The sequence below is a fragment of the Acinetobacter sp. YH01022 genome (assembly GCF_013420235.1).
Classification (GTDB): domain Bacteria; phylum Pseudomonadota; class Gammaproteobacteria; order Pseudomonadales; family Moraxellaceae; genus Acinetobacter.
Genome location: NZ_VOYP01000057.1, coordinates 1 through 16,639, shown reverse-complemented (window position 1 = coordinate 16,639; position 16,639 = coordinate 1). Strand labels below are relative to the sequence as shown.

Sequence of the window (16,639 nt, the reverse complement as noted above, 5' to 3'; positions counted from 1 at the left end):
AAAACATTTAGAATATTAAGTGAACGCTATCGAAATAGACGGAAAAGATTCGGTTTACGCATTAACTTAATCGCTGCACTGGTAAACCGGATAAATTTTCAATAATGACTTTCGCAAGAGATCTATTCTTATCGATAATGACACCGGCTTTTTTACCGAAAATATTCCCTAATACGCCACCGGTCACACCTACAGCAATGGCACCTACAAATGTTCCTACTGTGCCACCGAAAATCACGCCTAATGGTCCGGCAACTGCCCCAATCGCCGCACCGGTCGATGCTCCCGTTGCAGCACCACCTACCGTTCCTGCTGTTGCCCCGGCGGAGGTCATTAAAATTCCACCAATGGTTTTTAAGTTCTTTTCGTGATCGCGTTTTTCAACTTCGGTCGATCCACATTTAGGACATTGCATAAGTTTTTCCATCAACAATTTATATTGACCGATCTTGAACTATAGGAAATAGAGAAGGTTTCAAGGTCAGCTGATATTTATGACATGTTGCTACAGTATGTCGCTTCTGCAACTGGATGTCAGGAGCATTTCATACCAACTTGATTCTAGTTGAAATAAAGTCGAAACAGTTTATCTGAGTTGTAAAAACATTCATTCTTTATCGAATCTGGTGATGGCTGATTTTTTAATAATCATCAATCATACAGCCATGAAAATGACTGTATCTTGCATATACTGCAACTTAAAACAGGCTAGGCTGAGACTGTACGGCTCCTCTTTTCAAGCCTAATTCCATGTGTCTTTGGTTTAATTCTTCGATTTTTCGACGGATAAGAAGACTGTTAAAACAATCTTCTTACCCGTCGCCTTCCTGACCGGTGCCAGTATGGCAAATGCTCAAAACACTGAAGTGGTCGTAGATATAGGGCTGCAAATAGCCTTATCGCTAAAGTTAGAGTGTTTTTTTTTGAACGGATACTCATACTTTTAAAAAATTAACTTTACTGCTGAAATTACTTTATAAATACGCTTAACTGTGATTGGTTAATTGTATTTTCATAAATAATAGATGTTCATCACATTTGAATGAGCATTCTAATAAAGTCAAATTTTACAACTCCCTAAAGCTGAACTGTTTTGACAAGGTGAATATTCGCTTATGAAATCAGGATGATTTTTTATATAAAAAAAATATTAATTTTATTAAATTTTTGATGTAAATTTTAATTTTAAAGATTTATTACATAATGATTTCTTACAATTCAAAAATAAACAACAATTAATAAATCAATAATTATAACAACAAGATAGTTTGTTATCTTAAACCTAAGATATGTAAAACCTGATAAATTTTGCCTTTTGTTTTATTTATGTGATTTAATATTTTTAATATAAATTAAACCTTAATAAATAGAAAATAAATAAACATCCTGGAACGAAGGACGGGTAATGATTATGAAAATATCAGTGATCAATGTGAGTTTATTTTGTTGCTGTATTTTGGGCAATGCTTATGCCACATCGGATGAATGGAGCCAGCGCTGGAAATCGTCAAGTACTCGTTCCAGTGAAAATCTGGTGCAGGCCAATCTGATCGAGCTCAAGGATTCCGATTATTATTCTGGCTTGGGAAAGACCACCATAAATAGCACCTCGACCAGCTCTATCGGTACGGTGAATTCAGCTACGAGCAATGTGAATATCAATGGTTCAAATAACGGTGTGGACATTTCGAATGATACTTCGAATGAAGGCACCTTAAATTCCACGACCACTCAAAACAATCAGCAATGCCCCAACTTAAGCACCCAACCGGGGGGGGACTCACTATGCTGAATTTCCCGTTAAATAGAAGAAAAATATCTTCTGTGACTGTGTTGATCCTTTTTAGCCAGCTGATGAGCGGGTGCACGGGTATGGCGGTCTCAAACAAGAAACCGGTCAGTCTGGTACAGGGTCCCCCAATTACCGATATTTTCACCCCTTTTGATATGGCTTTATCCTGCCTGAAAGGGCAACTGCGCAGTGATGTCAGCTTTTCCGTTGGAGCGATTCTGGACCAGACCGGCAAAGATGTAGTGACCAATGGCGGCAGTGGCAAAATGGTGACCCAAGGTGCGGGAGATATGGTGCAGTCCGCCTTATTTCAGGCTGGGGTCAGTTTATTGAACCGGCGTGATCCGAGGATTATCGAAAGCGAAGCCAAGTGGGGCATTCGCGACCCACGACAAATTCAGGCTTCTGATTATTATGTCACTGGCAGCATCAACAGTCTGGATTTTATTCCAGGGAGCGGTGTGGATATGCAGATTGGTGGAGTCGGGCCGAATTATAGTCAAACCCGCATTATGGTCGGGCTGGATTTATCCCTGACTGATACCCGTAGCAGTAAGGTGGTGGCTAATGTTTCGCTGCAAAAACAGATTGCTGCGCAGGATTATGGTCTGAGTGCAGGTAGGTTTGCCGGGCATACTTTATTGAATATTCAGGTGGGCAAAGGGGAGCGAGAAGCAACTAATTTTGCTCTACGCCAAATGCTGAATCTGGCTACTTTTGAGTTGCTTAGTCAGGTTGTTCCGCCTGCAACCTTTGAAAGTTGCCGCGCGCAAATACCACCTGAATTTGGCCAATTGAGTTTAACCCGAAGTTCGGTTGCGCTGTATAAGTATAAGCAGAGTCAGCAGCAAAGTAGCGCAAATTTACCGAGTACTGTTCTGGAATCATCATCACATAAAACCAGTTCACCGAATGAGAAAAATAAAGCAACCGATTTACCTAGTAAAGATACTCAGCCACCTAAGAAAAAAGAGTCCGAGTTGATTGAAAATCCTGAAGGTGAGTCTGAACCGAGCAAACAGGATTTGATTAAATATATCAGTATGAAAAAGCCTTCATCTTTTTTAAAAAAAATGAATGAAGAAAAAGACAATGAAAAGACTTCGATGCTGTGGGATGTTAATCCGGAAATGGTGGAAAACTACTGGTCAAGCACGCAGCGTGATTAAAAATATATAAAAATGGGCTCGCTCCCATTATAAAAAAGAAGTGCTTAGCGAGAAGTACTTCAAAATTAGAAAAAAGGAAAATAACCATGAATAAGACTATCAAAACAATCGCCTTATCTGTTGCCTTCTTGTCCGGTGCAGGCATGGCTAATGCTCAAGAGGTCACTGTAGATACTGGGTTAAATGGTGCCTTAAATCTTTTATCTCAACATACCCAGCCAAATGGTACTGCGCTTAACCTTGCCATTAATACCGCTACTGTTGATGCAACGGTCAATGTAGATGGGCGGTATAACTCACTGAATAATGTGGGAGACAAAATTGCAGTAGAAACTTCAGCAATTGGTGCGGTAAACACCGGTAGTATTAATTTGCAACAAGGCAATTTGAGCGCAGTGAATACGGGAACAGTGGAGTCAACTCTTGATGCTGAAAGAAGTGCGGCGCGTAATTTGGAAGAATGGCGTTCTGAACGGTCATCAGAGTTTGAAAGTTCCATTAGTACATCGTTAAATACGGATACTTATGACCAATTCTCTGAAACTCTGAGTAATTACACTGCAGCGAATTTAGCTTTTAATTCAGCAGCTATTGATGCATCTGTAAATGTAGATGGAAAAGTGAATCATATTGATGGTATCAAAACTTCAGCTATTGGTGCTGTGAACACCGGTAGCATTACTGTGACCGTAAAGTAAATCCACCGTTCAATATGATCCAGGGTCTAACTATTTGCGGATAGTTAGACTTTTTTATTTTAGAGCAAAAAATGTTCAGTGAATATTGCTTTGTAGTTAAATTAATCTTTAAAAAGTCCTATTTGGTGTGAAAGTTCGGTTGTTATGAGATGTAAAACCTCGCTATTGACTAGGGCGTGTCATCAATTAAGCCATATCATGATTGAGGTAAGTAGATCGCTGAGAGGAAGTTTTGAGCCAATTTATCATAGCGCGTAGCAATACCTCGATACTGCTTGAGCTTGGCGAAGAAGTTCTCGATCAGATGTCTTGCCTTATAAAGATGTTGGTCATAATCACGCTGATCAATCGCGTTACTTTTGGACGGCATCACGATCTGACCCTTGATCTTATGGATTGGATCAATCACCCGATTCTTGGAATTGTAGGCTTTATCCATGAGCCAAGTCTGACTTAACGATAAGTCCAGCAGCACATCAGCACCATTTAAGTCATGAGCCTGCCCGGCAGTGAGATAAAATCCTGTTGGGTTGCCTAAAGCATCAGTACGGGCATGAATTTTGGTACTTAAGCCACCTTTACTGCGTTCGATTGCCTGTTCTTTTTTTCCCGGCACTGTGTTGATGAGCGCGCACAATGGTTGAGTCCAGCATGGCATATTCATTATCACTTTCATGTGATAGCCCTTCAAAAACTTTCTGCCATACACCTGCTTTAGCCCAACGGCTAAAGCGAGTGTGCATGACTCTAAAATCCCCAAAGCGTTCTGGTAAGTCTCGCCACGGAATACCTGAACGATACCGATATAATACTGCTTCAACAAATAGCCTGTTGTTTTTGGCAGTTACTCCAACAGTACTTGCTCGTCCGGGCAACAGATCCTTAATCTGTTCCCACTGATCATCTCTTAATGCATAGCGTTTAGTCATGAAAAAATAATGAGGATAGATTAGATTTTCTCAAGCTAATTGATGACAGGCCCTAGAGTTGATTCGAATTATTGGACAAAAAAGTGCAACGAATTTAATTTTTCTTGTATCTCATTTTGCAGCAGGGGCCAGCAAGCTGAATTCACATGGAGCAGGTGAGTAAGCACCGATTTTGTTAACATTATTCTGGATAGCTGTTTCACATAAAATATGCATTCTAAAAACAAACACCTATAAAAAAGAACGCCTGAGCGTTCTTTTTAAATTCAGTTGAAATTCTAGTCACGGACAAATTCAACAGTACCATTTTCTAAAGATTTAACACGTGCCAAAGATTCAACACGGTAACCTTTATCAAGTAACAATTGGCGCCCTGGCTGGAAAGATTTTTCAATTACAATGCCAATACCCACAACTTCTGCATTTGCTTGATGAATTAAATCGGCAAGACCTAAAGCAGCCTGACCATTTGCCAGGAAGTCATCAATCACTAAAGCTTTATCGCTAGAGTTGATGTGCTTGTTGGAAATGGCAATGGTACTTTCAATTTGTTTAGTGAACGAGAACACTTTGGAACGGTATAAATCATCTTTTAAGGTTAAAGACTGATATTTACGTGCAAAGATCACAGGCACACCAAGTTCTAAACCGGCCATGACTGCTGGAGCAATACCAGAAGCTTCAATGGTGATAATTTTCGTGATCCCTGCATCTTTAAACCGTGCAGCAAATTCTTTGCCAATTTGCTGCATTAATACAGGGTCGATTTGATGATTTAAGAAAGCATCAACTTTCAGAACTTGATCAGATAGAACGATACCTTCACTTAAGATTTTCTGTTCTAGTGCGTGCACGGGAGAATTCCTCTAAGGGCAGATGCTTTTTCAAGCAAAAGCGTATTTTAAAAAGGCTCTCGAAAAATGCAAGCGAAATTGCTCAAATCAATTAACTCGTTGGGCCTTTATAACCTGTTAATAATAAACCATAGGAAGTTTTGCCATCTTGATGGGTTACTTTCACGGGTGTGTAGTCCAGTTTAGGTGCTAACCAAAAAATGGTATCGCGATTTGGCTTGCTGTGTTTGAGCACTACTTTAATGGTGTCGAAAGTGCCATAAGACGTTTTTACCTTTTCCATACCCTGTTTGACAAAACGACGTGATTCCACTTCTTTGGCATCGACAATCGCATAACTTGATCTCAGCCCGGATGATTTTAAGTCTTCACGCAGTTGTAATTCAGCATTCAGTTCATCCAGCGTACCAGCTTTCCAGGCAAATGAACGTGCTGTGTCATCCTTCTTGGTATTAATGGTTTTAGCTGTGGGATTAAACTTGATACTCATTGTATTATTATGAATGAGTACTTTACTGCTACGGCTGAAAGTATGGGAAATAATTTGGCCATTATTAAAGCCAAAATAACTGGTTTCTGTTGCAGAAGCCAAGCCAGCAGCTTTTGCAGCAAAAATATAAGTCCAGTTATTTCCCGACTTGCTTAATGTACGGGTAGCAGAACCCAGATTTTTGCCATTATAGCTAAATTGATAACTTGCCTGGAATGGACTCATGGCGAAGGTTTGGCTTGAGAAACCAGCAAACAACAGAGTAGTGCTTAATCCAGATGTCAACGCAATTATTTTCAATACAGGGTGAGCCATCAGTAAATTGTTCCTCTGAATTTGGAATAAAATGTAAAACTTGTCTTTAAGCGGTATTATGCGCTTTGATTATGAAGATAAAATCTGAAATTTTGTTCGATCTGTATCTTTATGTAGTTTTTCCCTAAAAAATATAGATTTTTAATCAGTAATCATCATCTAATTTATTTTTGCTTAACCGGACTGACTTTGCTGTCCTGGTATTCTTCCGCAATCTCCCAGACCTCCATCGGCTCTTCGGACATTTTTCTGAATAATGCAGTCAGGTTGACATTGCCTATGACCACCAGTTCAGCTTCACGCAAAACCGCATGGTTGACATGCACTTTTGCTAAGGTATCAATGATAGAACGCTTTTTGCCTAACCATCGGTTTAAATCCAGATGCAATAAGTCATCTTTTACTTTAATGACATTCAACTTTTCAAGAATCATGCCCAGAGGGTCTTGATTGAGTACTTTTTGATAGAAAAATAAAGCAAATTTTACAGCAAGCTTTTGGAAGATATTTTTGAATTTGGCTTCAATCACTTGGGTGTCACTAATCTGTTCAAACACAATCAGTTGGGTATCTTTATTCAGTTCCATCTGTACCAGTTTCAAATCGACTGAAAGGGTAATGTATAAACCCTTCACATCAAGCGTTGCATATAAGCGTAGCCAGTCTTCATGCAAGTCGGCATGCAGATCTTTCAGCATGGCAACATTGTCAGTAACAAAACGCTGAAAAGTTGCATTTAAAAAAACTTGAGAAAGGGGGAATTCACGCTCATCTTCAATAAACCCTTCAGCCTTTTCATACACCTGGCGTATACGTTTAGAGATATTGGATAGTAGCGTTTGCATAATAAGGCATCCCAGCGAGTTAATCTTCTTAAACTTCGATAGATTCTGTCGAAAGTATTAAAAATACAGATATTCCACCTTGCAGTTTAACAAAATTAATTGCACCATTTTCATGATTTTAATTGTCTACAGCGTGCTTATTGACTGAGTTCTCGTTTCTTCATTCAAAACTAGACGCTGTGTTTATTTTATACTGCTTTTATGCAGTTTGGGGACCAGACATTTTGTCGGTTTAATGTGATGCTTAAGAAAATCAGTTTCGCACCTTTAATGCATGCATGGTGGAAAGATCCAATTTTCACAAGCGCAGTGATTGTAGCTGTTGCTTTGCATTTGATTATTTTGACTTTGCAGTTTGCCATGCCGAAAGAAAGTGATGCGGCAGTCAAAGAGATCGCCGTCACATTACGTCCGAGTGAGGACAAGGTGGAACATGCGGATTTTCTGGCACAGGCAGATCAGCAAGGTTCTGGAACTTTTCGTGAAGCACACCGTATGTCGAGCGATATGCCGGCAGCGATGACTGAGCAAACGACCGGTGAACAGCAACAGGAAACTCTGGAGCGTTTACAACAGAAACGCGAACTCAGCTTTGAAGAAAAAGTGCTGATGACCACCTTAAGCTGGAAGAAAGAAGCAGAACAGAACCAGCGCAAAAAAGCCATGCAGGAGCTGAATAGCCAGTTTCAGGCCAAGGCCGCGATGGTGGCAAGTCTGGAAGCACAATATTTGCAACGTCAGCAAAACTTTAGCCGTCAGCAAAAAATTAAAACCGTAGATGGTATACAGGCCAAGCAGGATATTTCTGCCGCTTATTTGGAAAAATTCCGTGAGAAAGTAGAATTTTACGGTAACCGCTATTATCCAGATGCAGCCAAAGTGCAACGTCTCGCAGGGGAGGTGCGTTTAATGGTGATCCTCAATAAAAGTGGCGGAATTCGTGCCATTCGCCTGATTGAAAGTTCAGGTCATGGTTTACTGGATGAAGCGGCCAAGACTTCAGTACGTAAAGCTGCTCCATTCGGTGGTTTTGATAAAGGGATGAAAGATATTTCAGAACTTCGCATTGTACGTACCTGGCGGTTTGACCCGGCTGAAGCTGAGTTTGAGGTGCATTGATTGAATGGCATTGATCTACTTTTTAAAGTTTGACAAGTATTTATTTTGATTATGTTTTTAAGGTGAGGCTAATACATAGTGTCCCTTTTGACGCCCATCCGGCCATGTCACGTTTAAGTCCTGTTCTGAAAGATCTAGGCGGGTCGGGAAAATTTGTAAATATTGGCGGTATTGTGGAGCCGCTTTCAAGCCAATACATGTCCCATTTTTCCACCAGGTTCCTTCTGCATATTGGTCTAAAGCACCGACTGCCAGATACCATTTAAACTTGCCGTCCGGTTGCAGTAAAAGCTCAGAGCCGACTTCCATCACGCCTTCCAGATAATAATGGCCTACCCAGGCATTATCTGCTAGCTGGAACCTTACTTCCTTACACACAGATTCAACATTGGCATACAGTTGGGATGCAGGAAATAACGCTAAAATCAGGCAAAGTCGGAAAATAATTCTGTTCATCATTTTTTCCAGCACTTATTGAGGAGTATTTTAAGATTTTATGCTTATTTGGCATAAATTAAACCCGACTAATTGAAATTAATCGGGTTTAATAAATGGGAAGGCTGCTAGAACTTACTGTTGCTCAGTATAGGGATTCTTAAAACCTAACTTCGCCAGAATCTCAATTTCCAATGCTTCCATTTCTTCTGCATCTTCATCTGAGGTTTCATGGTCATAGCCCATCAAGTGTAAGGTGCCGTGCACCAGCATATGAGTAAAATGCTCAATCGGGGTTTTATTCTGATCAATGGCCTCTTGTAAAACCACAGGAATACAAATCACCAGGTCACCAATGGGTAGGGCATCCAGCATTGCCAGCACTTCTTCTGGTACATCGCTCGGGAAAGACAGCACATTGGTCGGCTTGTCTTTTTGACGATACTCTAGATTCAGCTTATGGCTTTCGTCATTGTCTACACAAGCAATCCCGATTTCGCAGTCCTGATCGACATTGATAAAACGAAGTGTAGTTTCAATGACCTTTTTAATATAAGCGCGTTTTAATACCAGTTCAGGTGACTGGTAGTCTTGTTGCAATGATAGGTTAAGTTTCAAAATGAATCCTTAAAATATCTTAGTCCTGAGCATCGGCAGCAGCATCATTTTCAGCAATCAATGCTTCCTGACGCGCTTTACGTTCTGCTCGTGCTTCAGCACTAAGACGGTGTTGTTCACTGTCCCATCCTTCATAGGCTTCGACAATTTTCTGTACCAGCCGGTGACGAACCACGTCACGGGAATGGAAACGGGTGATATGAATTTCGGTTACAGGTTCCAGTACACGTAAAGCATGGGCTAAACCAGATTGCTGACCGCGAGGTAAATCGACCTGAGTGATGTCGCCGGTAATGACCGCACGTGAACCAAAGCCTAAACGAGTCAGGAACATTTTCATCTGTTCTGGCGTCGTGTTTTGCGCTTCATCCAAAATCACGAAAGAATGGTTGAGGGTACGGCCACGCATATAGGCGAGGGGCGCAACTTCAATCACCTGACGTTCAATCAGTTTGGCGACTTTTTCAAAGCCCAGCATTTCATACAGGGCATCGTAAAGCGGGCGCAAATAAGGATCGATTTTCTGGCTTAAATCCCCCGGTAAGAAACCGAGTTTTTCCCCGGCTTCAACCGCAGGACGAACCAGCAGGATGCGCTGGATTTCATTACGTTCCAGCATATCTACCGCAGCAGCCACGGCAAGATAGGTTTTACCGGTACCAGCAGGGCCTATACCAAAGGAAATGTCGCTTTGCAAAATACGCTGTACATAACGCTTTTGATTTGCGCCGCGTGGATTAATCCGGCCTTTGCGGGTTTGCAACCAGACGGCATCGAGACCAGTATGTTCATTGTCAGAAAAGTCTTCCTGCAATTCACGATCCGTCTGACTGCCCTGAATCATCAGATGCAGGGTGTCCGCGCTGACTTGCTGGCTGGTTTCAGTTTCTTCATGTAGACGCATCAAGAGGCTTTCGGCTCTCTCTACTGCATCAATCTCACCATCGATGTAAAAAGCATCACCTCGATGGGAAATTTTGACCTCTAAACGCTGTTCGATTTGTTTCAAATGACCGTTATAAGCACCCAGCATGCCTTTTAAACGTTCCATTGAAATACCAGGAAAAGTTACTGTACGTCGGATCGCTGCAGTCAAGAGAATTCCTTATAAAATGATCTTACTGATCACCTTACATTACGCCACGTCAGGCTCAAGATTCAAGAGCTCACCGTAAACAAAATTTAAAGTTTTAATTTCGGTAATTTCAATCTCTGCAAAACGCCCAACCCAGGCCGGATCACCAATGAAAGACACCAGACGGGTATTGTCCGCCGTACCAATCAACAGGTTCGGATCTTTGTCAGAAACCTTTTCAATCAGTACACGCTGGATGGTGCCGAGCATGGCATCAGTTTTATCAATGCTTGAGCGTTTAATCCATTGCTGAACTTTGGCCAGCCGTTCTTTTTTGACATCTTCAGGGGTGTTGTCTTCAAGTTCTGAAGCGGGTGTACCCGGACGTTTTGAATAAATGAAGCTGTAAGAGTGGTCGAAATCTAAATCCTGGATGAATTGATAAGTTTCTTCAAAGTTCTCATTGGTTTCACCCGGGAAACCGATAATAAAGTCTGAAGATAAATGCATATCCGGACGGACAGTACGTAGCTTTTTAATTTTTTCGATATAGACATCGATGGTGTGGTTACGTTTCATCGCTTTCAGCACATCGTTGGAACCGCTTTGTACCGGCAAGTGCAGATGCGAAACCATTTGTGGCAAGTCACGGTAGCACTGAATCAGGTCATCATTAAATTCAAGCGGATGTGAAGTGGTATAACGTAAACGACCAATGCCCGGAATTTCGGCAACTAGACGCAGCAAGTCGGCAAAGGTGCAGATATTGCCTTCAAAAGTTTCGCCGCGGTAACCATTCACGTTCTGACCTAATAGGCTGATTTCACGAACCCCTTTTTCCGCCAGACCGGCAATTTCTGCAAGTACGTCATCTAAAGGACGCGATACTTCTTCGCCGCGGGTATAAGGGACTACGCAGAAAGAACAGTATTTGGAACAGCCTTCCATAATCGAAACAAATGCTTTATAGCCTTCAACACGCGGTTCAGGTAAAAAGTCGAATTTTTCTATATCCGGGAAAGAAATATCCACCAGCTTGATTTTTTCTTTCTTCGGTTTTTCAATTTGTTCACTATGCTGATCCAGCATTTGCGGTAAACGGTGCAAGGTTTGTGGACCAAACACCATGTCGACATACGGTGCACGTTTCTGAATATTGTCACCTTCCTGAGAAGCGACACAACCGCCGACCCCAATCACCAGATCAGGATTTTTTTCTTTCAGCTTGCGCCAGCGACCTAGTTCGGAAAAGACTTTTTCCTGGGCCTTTTCACGAATGGAACAGGTATTCATCAGCAGAATATCGGCATCATTTGGGTCAGTGGTGAGTACATAACCGTGCGAGTCGCCTAAAAGATCTGCCATACGATGACTGTCATACTCATTCATCTGACACCCTTGCGTTTCGATATACAGTTTTTTCACTGAACCGTCGGCTGGGGTGTGCTGTGGCTGGGTAACAGTGTTTTCTGAAGCAGCTTGGGCACTATTTGGAATGAAGGTTTGAACCGTCATGTAGGCTCCTAAAGGATAAATCGGTGAAATCGCAATTCAAGACTGACTGTATCAAGCTCACTCAGCGAGCGATATTTCTTTTTCCTTTCAATGCCTAATGGTATTGAAGAGGAAGAAAGAGGCTGACTGTCATCTTGAAAAAATGCAATTTGAATACAAGAAAGGCGCATATTTTAGCAGGAATCGAAGCCAAACTTATAGCTCTAAATAAAGCTGCAAAAATATTGATTTGTGAAGTAAAAATGATTGAAAATTAATATTGTCTAATCATAAGGTTACATAACAGAACAGTAGAGTAGTGTAATAATAATTAAACTATTCAAAAATGATTAGGTGCGACCAAGGCAATATTAAATGACAGAAGGCGGGCATATGTTTAATCGGGTAATCAATAAAAATTATTATAAAGTGCTTGCTTTGGCTTTGGCATCTACCGGTTTTATTTCGATTTCTTATGCAGCTGATGAACAGTTTAATGATGCTTTGCGTGCTGCCAATTCTTCAAATTTAGATTTATTACAACAATATCAGGCATCGATGCAGAACGATGTGCTGGGCTATTATCCGGAATACTGGTTATTGAATAGCAATCTGGCCAATCAGCCTGCCAGCCAAATTATCAATTTTGCTCAGCGTTATCCGCAATCGGCCATGGCGGAAAAACTGGCTGCCGATTATGTCGAAGAAAAAGTCAAGCAGGCAGATTTTGCGACTGCGCAGCCTATTTTGCAGTATGTGACCAATCCGGATCAGGCGGAAAACTGTGCGGTTGCGCAGGTTCGTGCCAAATCGGGTGATCCCCTGGTTTTTGCTGAATATAAAGATGTCTGGCTTGCTACCAACTCACAACCTGAATCCTGTACCGGTTTGGGACGTATGATGCTGTCGAGTCCCCTAATGACCGAGCAGGACAGGCAGCAACGCTTGTGGGGACAGCTTCGCGCAGGCCAGTCGGGCTTGGCCTTGGCTACGGCACAAACGCTGGGGCTGAGCCTGTCACTTGCACAGCTCAATCAAATTCAGGCCAATCCTTTAAATTATTTATGGTCTGCGCCTAAAGCCACCAGTGCAGATCAGGCTTATTTGATTTATGCCCTGGGACGTCTGGCCGATAGCGACTTAAATACTGCAATGGCTTCCGTCAAAAATGCAGCAGAAGGGACACCGCTACAAGTACAAAAAGCGCTCTATCGTACTGTGGGCTATATTGGCGGAACCACGGTGATGAAAAACAATTTTAACCGTGAAGTACTGAATTATCTGGATGCCAGTTACGGTTTGCCCTTTAGTGCAGAAGAAGCGGAAATTTATGCTCGTCAAGCCATTCGTTTTAGTGCATGGGAAAGCCTGATTCGGGCCATTGATGCGATGGGCGTAACCCAAAAGCAGGAAGATCGTTGGCAGTACTGGTTGGCACGGGCTTCAGAGCAGCGTGGTGATGCTCACTCTAAACGTGTGGCACAAGAAATTTTCAAAAAATTGGCACAGGGAGATGATTACCATAATCTGCTGGCCAGAGATAAGTTGGGGCAGAGTTACAATAATATTCCCGGTAATGTTCAACCTTCAAATAGTGATGTGCAGCGTTTAAGCCAAAATATTCATTTTAACCGTGCTTTTGCTTTACGCCGTGTCAACGCACCGGATAGTTATGTGAATCGTGAATGGAACTGGGCAGTGCGTCAGGCATATTTAAAACATGATGATGGCTTACTGCTGGCAGCTGCAAAACGTGCGACGGATATAGGTTGGTACGACCGTGCCATTTACGCGGCTGACCGTACTGAATCCAAGCACAATTATTCCTATCGTTATGCCATGCCACATCAAAGTTATGTGGTCAGCCATAGTCGAAATGCCGGAATCGATCCTGCATGGGCCTATGGTTTGATGCGTCAGGAAAGTCGTTTTGTTTCACAGGCACGTTCACATGTGGGTGCAGGAGGGTTAATGCAAATTATGCCGGATACGGCGAAACTGGTGGCCCGGCAAATGGGCGAAACTTATAATCCGGCAGCTTTAACCGACATGAATACCAATATTCGTTATGGCACTTTTTATTTGTCGATGATTCAGAGCCAGCTCAGCAATAATCCTGTGCTGGCAACGGCTGGCTATAATGCTGGTCCAAACCGTGCACGTCGCTGGCAACCGGATGCCCAGCAGATAGCCGCTGATCAATATACTGAAACCATTCCCTTAACCGAAACACGTGATTATGTAAAACATGTCATGACCAACGCCACCCATTATGGAGTATTGCTTGGACAAGGAGCGCAGTCGATTGAAAAACGGATGAATATAATTCCATTAAGAAATAATCCTTAATTTTTAGTTTTATTGATAGGTCTGACTTGTTGATGATATTTTCTGGGCGAACTTCAGTTTTACTAAGATGGGTGCTGTTCGCGCTGAGCAGTGCTGGACTAGGGCTGTTTGCACCTCAAACTTTTGCAGCCCCTTTGCAGGGTTATGTCATGGTGGTACAAATGACCCCTGCGGTATGCATGTTTGATGCCCAAAAATCAAAACAGCGCAAATGTCTGGAAGGCTATTCGCTGAATATTTCCGGTTTGTATCCGGAAACTTCGGAAACCGAGTGCAGGACCACATCCTCTGCGGCTTTATCTCCCTTGCAGGCGAAAGTCGTGGCACGAGTCATGCCCGATGAAAATGCCCGCATGCAACTTTGGCGTGGAATTGGCGGATGTGTACAGATGAACTCAAGTCAATATTTCCGTACTATCATTAATTATGCTGAACGTCTCAAAATTCCGAAGGAATTAACCAGTCCTGAGACGCGAGCCATGCATCAGACCAATCTTCGATTGCAGTTTCTGCGTTTGAATCCAAGTTTACCTGCCAATGCTATTAGATTTAGCTGTTCGACTTTCCAGGGAAATACCATTCTGACCGAAGTGAAACTTTGCTACAAAAATAATGGACAGTACAAGCGCTGTTCAGCAGAAGTAGAAAATACCTGTCCAAATTTATTTACCATAAAAGGTTCTTACTAAGCTTTTTTATATATTTTATTTATATTTCCTATCATACTTTTGTTGAAATCCATTCTCTTTTAAATGCATCTGTCAAAGTATTGGAGTACAATCTTTGCCGTTTATGATTATTAAGATTAAATAGAACAGCTATTTAATTATTATGACGATCCTCTCAATTGGAGATAATTACATGAAGCAACCTGTTCGCGTTGCCGTTACTGGCGCTGCTGGTCAAATTGGTTACAGCCTATTATTCCGTATCGCTAGCGGTGAGATGTTGGGTAAAGACCAACCAGTTATTCTTCAATTATTAGAAGTTCCTTTTGAGAAAGCTCAAGCTGCGCTTAAAGGCGTAATGATGGAACTTGACGACTGTGCTTTCCCATTATTGGCTGGCATGATCGGTACTGATGATCCTAAAGTTGCATTCAAAGATGCTGACTACGCTCTTCTAGTTGGTTCGCGTCCACGTGGTCCAGGTATGGAACGTGCTGACCTTCTTAAAGTGAACGGTGAAATCTTCATCGGTCAAGGTCAAGCATTAAACGAAGTTGCTAGTCGTGACGTTAAAGTACTTGTTGTAGGTAACCCTGCGAACACCAATGCTTACATCGCAATGAAATCTGCTCCAGATCTTCCAGCGAAAAACTTCACAGCAATGTTGCGTCTTGACCACAACCGTGCGTTGACTCAACTTGCTCAAAAAGCTGGCGTTGCAGTTTCTGACATCAAAACTATGACTGTTTGGGGTAACCACTCTCCAACAATGTATGCTGACTACCGTTTTGCAACTGTAAACGGCGAAAGCTTAAAAGACAAAATCAACGATGCTGCTTGGAACAAAGACGTATTCCTTCCAACTGTTGGTAAACGTGGTGCTGCGATCATCGAAGCGCGTGGTTTGTCTTCTGCTGCTTCTGCTGCAAACGCTGCAATTGACCATATGCGTGATTGGGCGCTTGGCACAAACGGCGAATGGGTAACTATGGGTATTCCTTCTGACGGTTCTTACGGTATCCCTGAAGGCGTAATGTTCGGTTTCCCTGTAACTTGTGAAAATGGCGAATACAAGATCGTTCAAGGTCTTGAAATCGACGAATTCAGCCGTGAGCGTATCAACTTCACTCTTAACGAGCTAGAAGAAGAACGTGCAGCAATTGCTGACATGGTTAAATAATTTAATCGTTTAGATTAAATTGAAGAAGCACTCCTTTCGGGGTGCTTTTTTTACGTTTGAAATTTGGTTTTTGAACAAAAAATAACATGCTGTGATGCAGTGACAACTGAATGTATAAGGGTTTGCGTCTAATTTAAAAGCTAACAATAAAGGTTTAAGGAGAATGAGATGTTTGATCAACAACCCACATTGGAGCTTTTATTTGAGCAGTTGGGACTAGACGCGAGCCAAGAGGCGATAGACCGGTTTATAGAAAGCCATCAATTGACGATGGATATCCCTTTGCATCACGCTCCATTCTGGACACAGGCACAGCATGATTTTCTAATCAGCCATTGGAAAAAGGATGATGAATGGGCTATGGTGGTAGATATCTTAAATGAACAATTGCATACCGAAGACCGGCTTTCAACCCCAACCCATCAGTGAACACAAATTGAAACAACAAACCTAGTTTTATGACTAGGTTTTTTTATGAATATTTTCTCTGTACACGACAAATTTCACAGAACTCTTATCCTATCAGGCATCTGCCTTCTTAAAATTGCCAGAATTTCCTTAAACTCTTCTTTTTTCCCAAAACCAATTAAACGCTGAATCGCCATTTGA

The 16,639-nt window shown here is 41.9% G+C and carries 16 protein-coding genes and 2 pseudogenes; 9 read left to right on the top strand and 9 right to left on the bottom strand.

Annotated elements, in window-relative coordinates; genetic code table 11:
* Positions 1–105: pseudogene (locus FTT87_RS14275) on the top strand (IS5/IS1182 family transposase); the annotation flags it as partial.
* Here the strand turns inward: FTT87_RS14275 and FTT87_RS14270 are convergent.
* Positions 62–427, bottom strand: a complete 366-nt coding sequence (locus tag FTT87_RS14270; protein WP_257230590.1) for a hypothetical protein — start codon at positions 425–427, stop codon at positions 62–64. The pseudogene FTT87_RS14275 and the gene FTT87_RS14270 sit on opposite strands and share 44 nt — an antisense overlap.
* 984 nt (positions 428–1,411) lie before the next feature.
* Here FTT87_RS14270 and FTT87_RS14265 point away from each other — a divergent pair.
* The 3 genes from FTT87_RS14265 (at position 1,412) to FTT87_RS14255 (ending at position 3,659) form a co-directional block, all read left to right on the top strand.
* Complete coding sequence (locus tag FTT87_RS14265) at positions 1,412–1,792, top strand: hypothetical protein (protein WP_086195913.1); 381 nt, start codon at positions 1,412–1,414, stop codon at positions 1,790–1,792.
* Entirely contained in the window at positions 1,786–2,961 is a 1,176-nt protein-coding gene (locus FTT87_RS14260; RefSeq protein WP_086195741.1) for a CsgG/HfaB family protein, read from the top strand. Before FTT87_RS14265 ends, FTT87_RS14260 begins: the two co-directional genes overlap by 7 nt.
* Before the next feature lie 86 nt (positions 2,962–3,047).
* The gene (locus FTT87_RS14255) at positions 3,048–3,659 is read left to right on the top strand and encodes a hypothetical protein (protein WP_086195740.1); all 612 of its coding nucleotides are present in this window, start codon (positions 3,048–3,050) and stop codon (positions 3,657–3,659) included.
* A gap of 196 nt (positions 3,660–3,855) precedes the next feature.
* On the opposite strand, the pseudogene FTT87_RS14250 reads toward FTT87_RS14255, so the two are convergent.
* The 4 genes and pseudogenes from FTT87_RS14250 to FTT87_RS14235 all read right to left on the bottom strand — a co-directional run bounded on the left by FTT87_RS14250 (position 3,856) and on the right by FTT87_RS14235 (position 7,092).
* Positions 3,856–4,588, bottom strand: a pseudogene (locus FTT87_RS14250) (IS5 family transposase).
* Positions 4,589–4,866: 278 nt separating this feature from the next.
* Complete coding sequence (locus FTT87_RS14245) at positions 4,867–5,442, bottom strand: xanthine phosphoribosyltransferase (RefSeq protein ID WP_086195739.1); 576 nt, start codon at positions 5,440–5,442, stop codon at positions 4,867–4,869.
* A 91-nt stretch (positions 5,443–5,533) separates the two neighbouring features.
* A complete protein-coding gene (locus FTT87_RS14240; RefSeq protein WP_180042073.1) occupies positions 5,534–6,247 on the bottom strand; it encodes a DUF3108 domain-containing protein in 714 nt (237 codons plus the stop codon).
* A 164-nt stretch (positions 6,248–6,411) separates the two neighbouring features.
* Entirely contained in the window at positions 6,412–7,092 is a 681-nt protein-coding gene (locus tag FTT87_RS14235) for a hypothetical protein (protein WP_166168753.1), read from the bottom strand.
* A 240-nt stretch (positions 7,093–7,332) separates the two neighbouring features.
* On the opposite strand from FTT87_RS14235, the gene FTT87_RS14230 reads away from it, so the two are divergent.
* A complete protein-coding gene (locus tag FTT87_RS14230) occupies positions 7,333–8,211 on the top strand; it encodes an energy transducer TonB (protein ID WP_180042071.1) in 879 nt (292 codons plus the stop codon).
* A 57-nt stretch (positions 8,212–8,268) separates the two neighbouring features.
* Here FTT87_RS14230 and FTT87_RS14225 read toward each other — a convergent pair whose 3' ends face one another.
* From FTT87_RS14225 to miaB, 4 genes are all read right to left on the bottom strand, one after another.
* Entirely contained in the window at positions 8,269–8,667 is a 399-nt protein-coding gene (locus FTT87_RS14225) for a hypothetical protein (RefSeq protein WP_166168756.1), read from the bottom strand.
* Between the two features lie 114 nt (positions 8,668–8,781).
* Positions 8,782–9,264 (bottom strand): rRNA maturation RNase YbeY, encoded by a 483-nt coding sequence (gene ybeY / locus FTT87_RS14220; RefSeq protein WP_166168757.1) that lies wholly within the window; start codon positions 9,262–9,264, stop codon positions 8,782–8,784.
* Positions 9,265–9,283: 19 nt separating this feature from the next.
* The gene (locus FTT87_RS14215; protein WP_086195734.1) at positions 9,284–10,360 is read right to left on the bottom strand and encodes a PhoH family protein; all 1,077 of its coding nucleotides are present in this window, start codon (positions 10,358–10,360) and stop codon (positions 9,284–9,286) included.
* 39 nt (positions 10,361–10,399) lie between these two features.
* Positions 10,400–11,854 carry a tRNA (N6-isopentenyl adenosine(37)-C2)-methylthiotransferase MiaB gene (miaB, locus tag FTT87_RS14210; protein WP_180175029.1) on the bottom strand — a complete coding sequence of 485 codons (1,455 nt, stop codon included), beginning with the start codon at positions 11,852–11,854 and terminating at the stop codon, positions 10,400–10,402.
* A gap of 354 nt (positions 11,855–12,208) precedes the next feature.
* On the opposite strand from miaB, the gene FTT87_RS14205 reads away from it, so the two are divergent.
* From FTT87_RS14205 to FTT87_RS14190, 4 genes are all read left to right on the top strand, one after another.
* Positions 12,209–14,182 (top strand): lytic transglycosylase domain-containing protein, encoded by a 1,974-nt coding sequence (locus tag FTT87_RS14205; protein WP_180042051.1) that lies wholly within the window; start codon positions 12,209–12,211, stop codon positions 14,180–14,182.
* A gap of 32 nt (positions 14,183–14,214) precedes the next feature.
* Positions 14,215–14,871, top strand: a complete 657-nt coding sequence (locus tag FTT87_RS14200; RefSeq protein ID WP_180042158.1) for a ribonuclease I — start codon at positions 14,215–14,217, stop codon at positions 14,869–14,871.
* 172 nt (positions 14,872–15,043) lie between these two features.
* A complete protein-coding gene (locus FTT87_RS14195) occupies positions 15,044–16,030 on the top strand; it encodes a malate dehydrogenase (protein WP_092821112.1) in 987 nt (328 codons plus the stop codon).
* A gap of 168 nt (positions 16,031–16,198) precedes the next feature.
* Positions 16,199–16,459 carry a DUF2789 family protein gene (locus FTT87_RS14190; protein WP_180175028.1) on the top strand — a complete coding sequence of 87 codons (261 nt, stop codon included), beginning with the start codon at positions 16,199–16,201 and terminating at the stop codon, positions 16,457–16,459.
* Positions 16,460–16,639 lie beyond the last annotated feature (180 nt).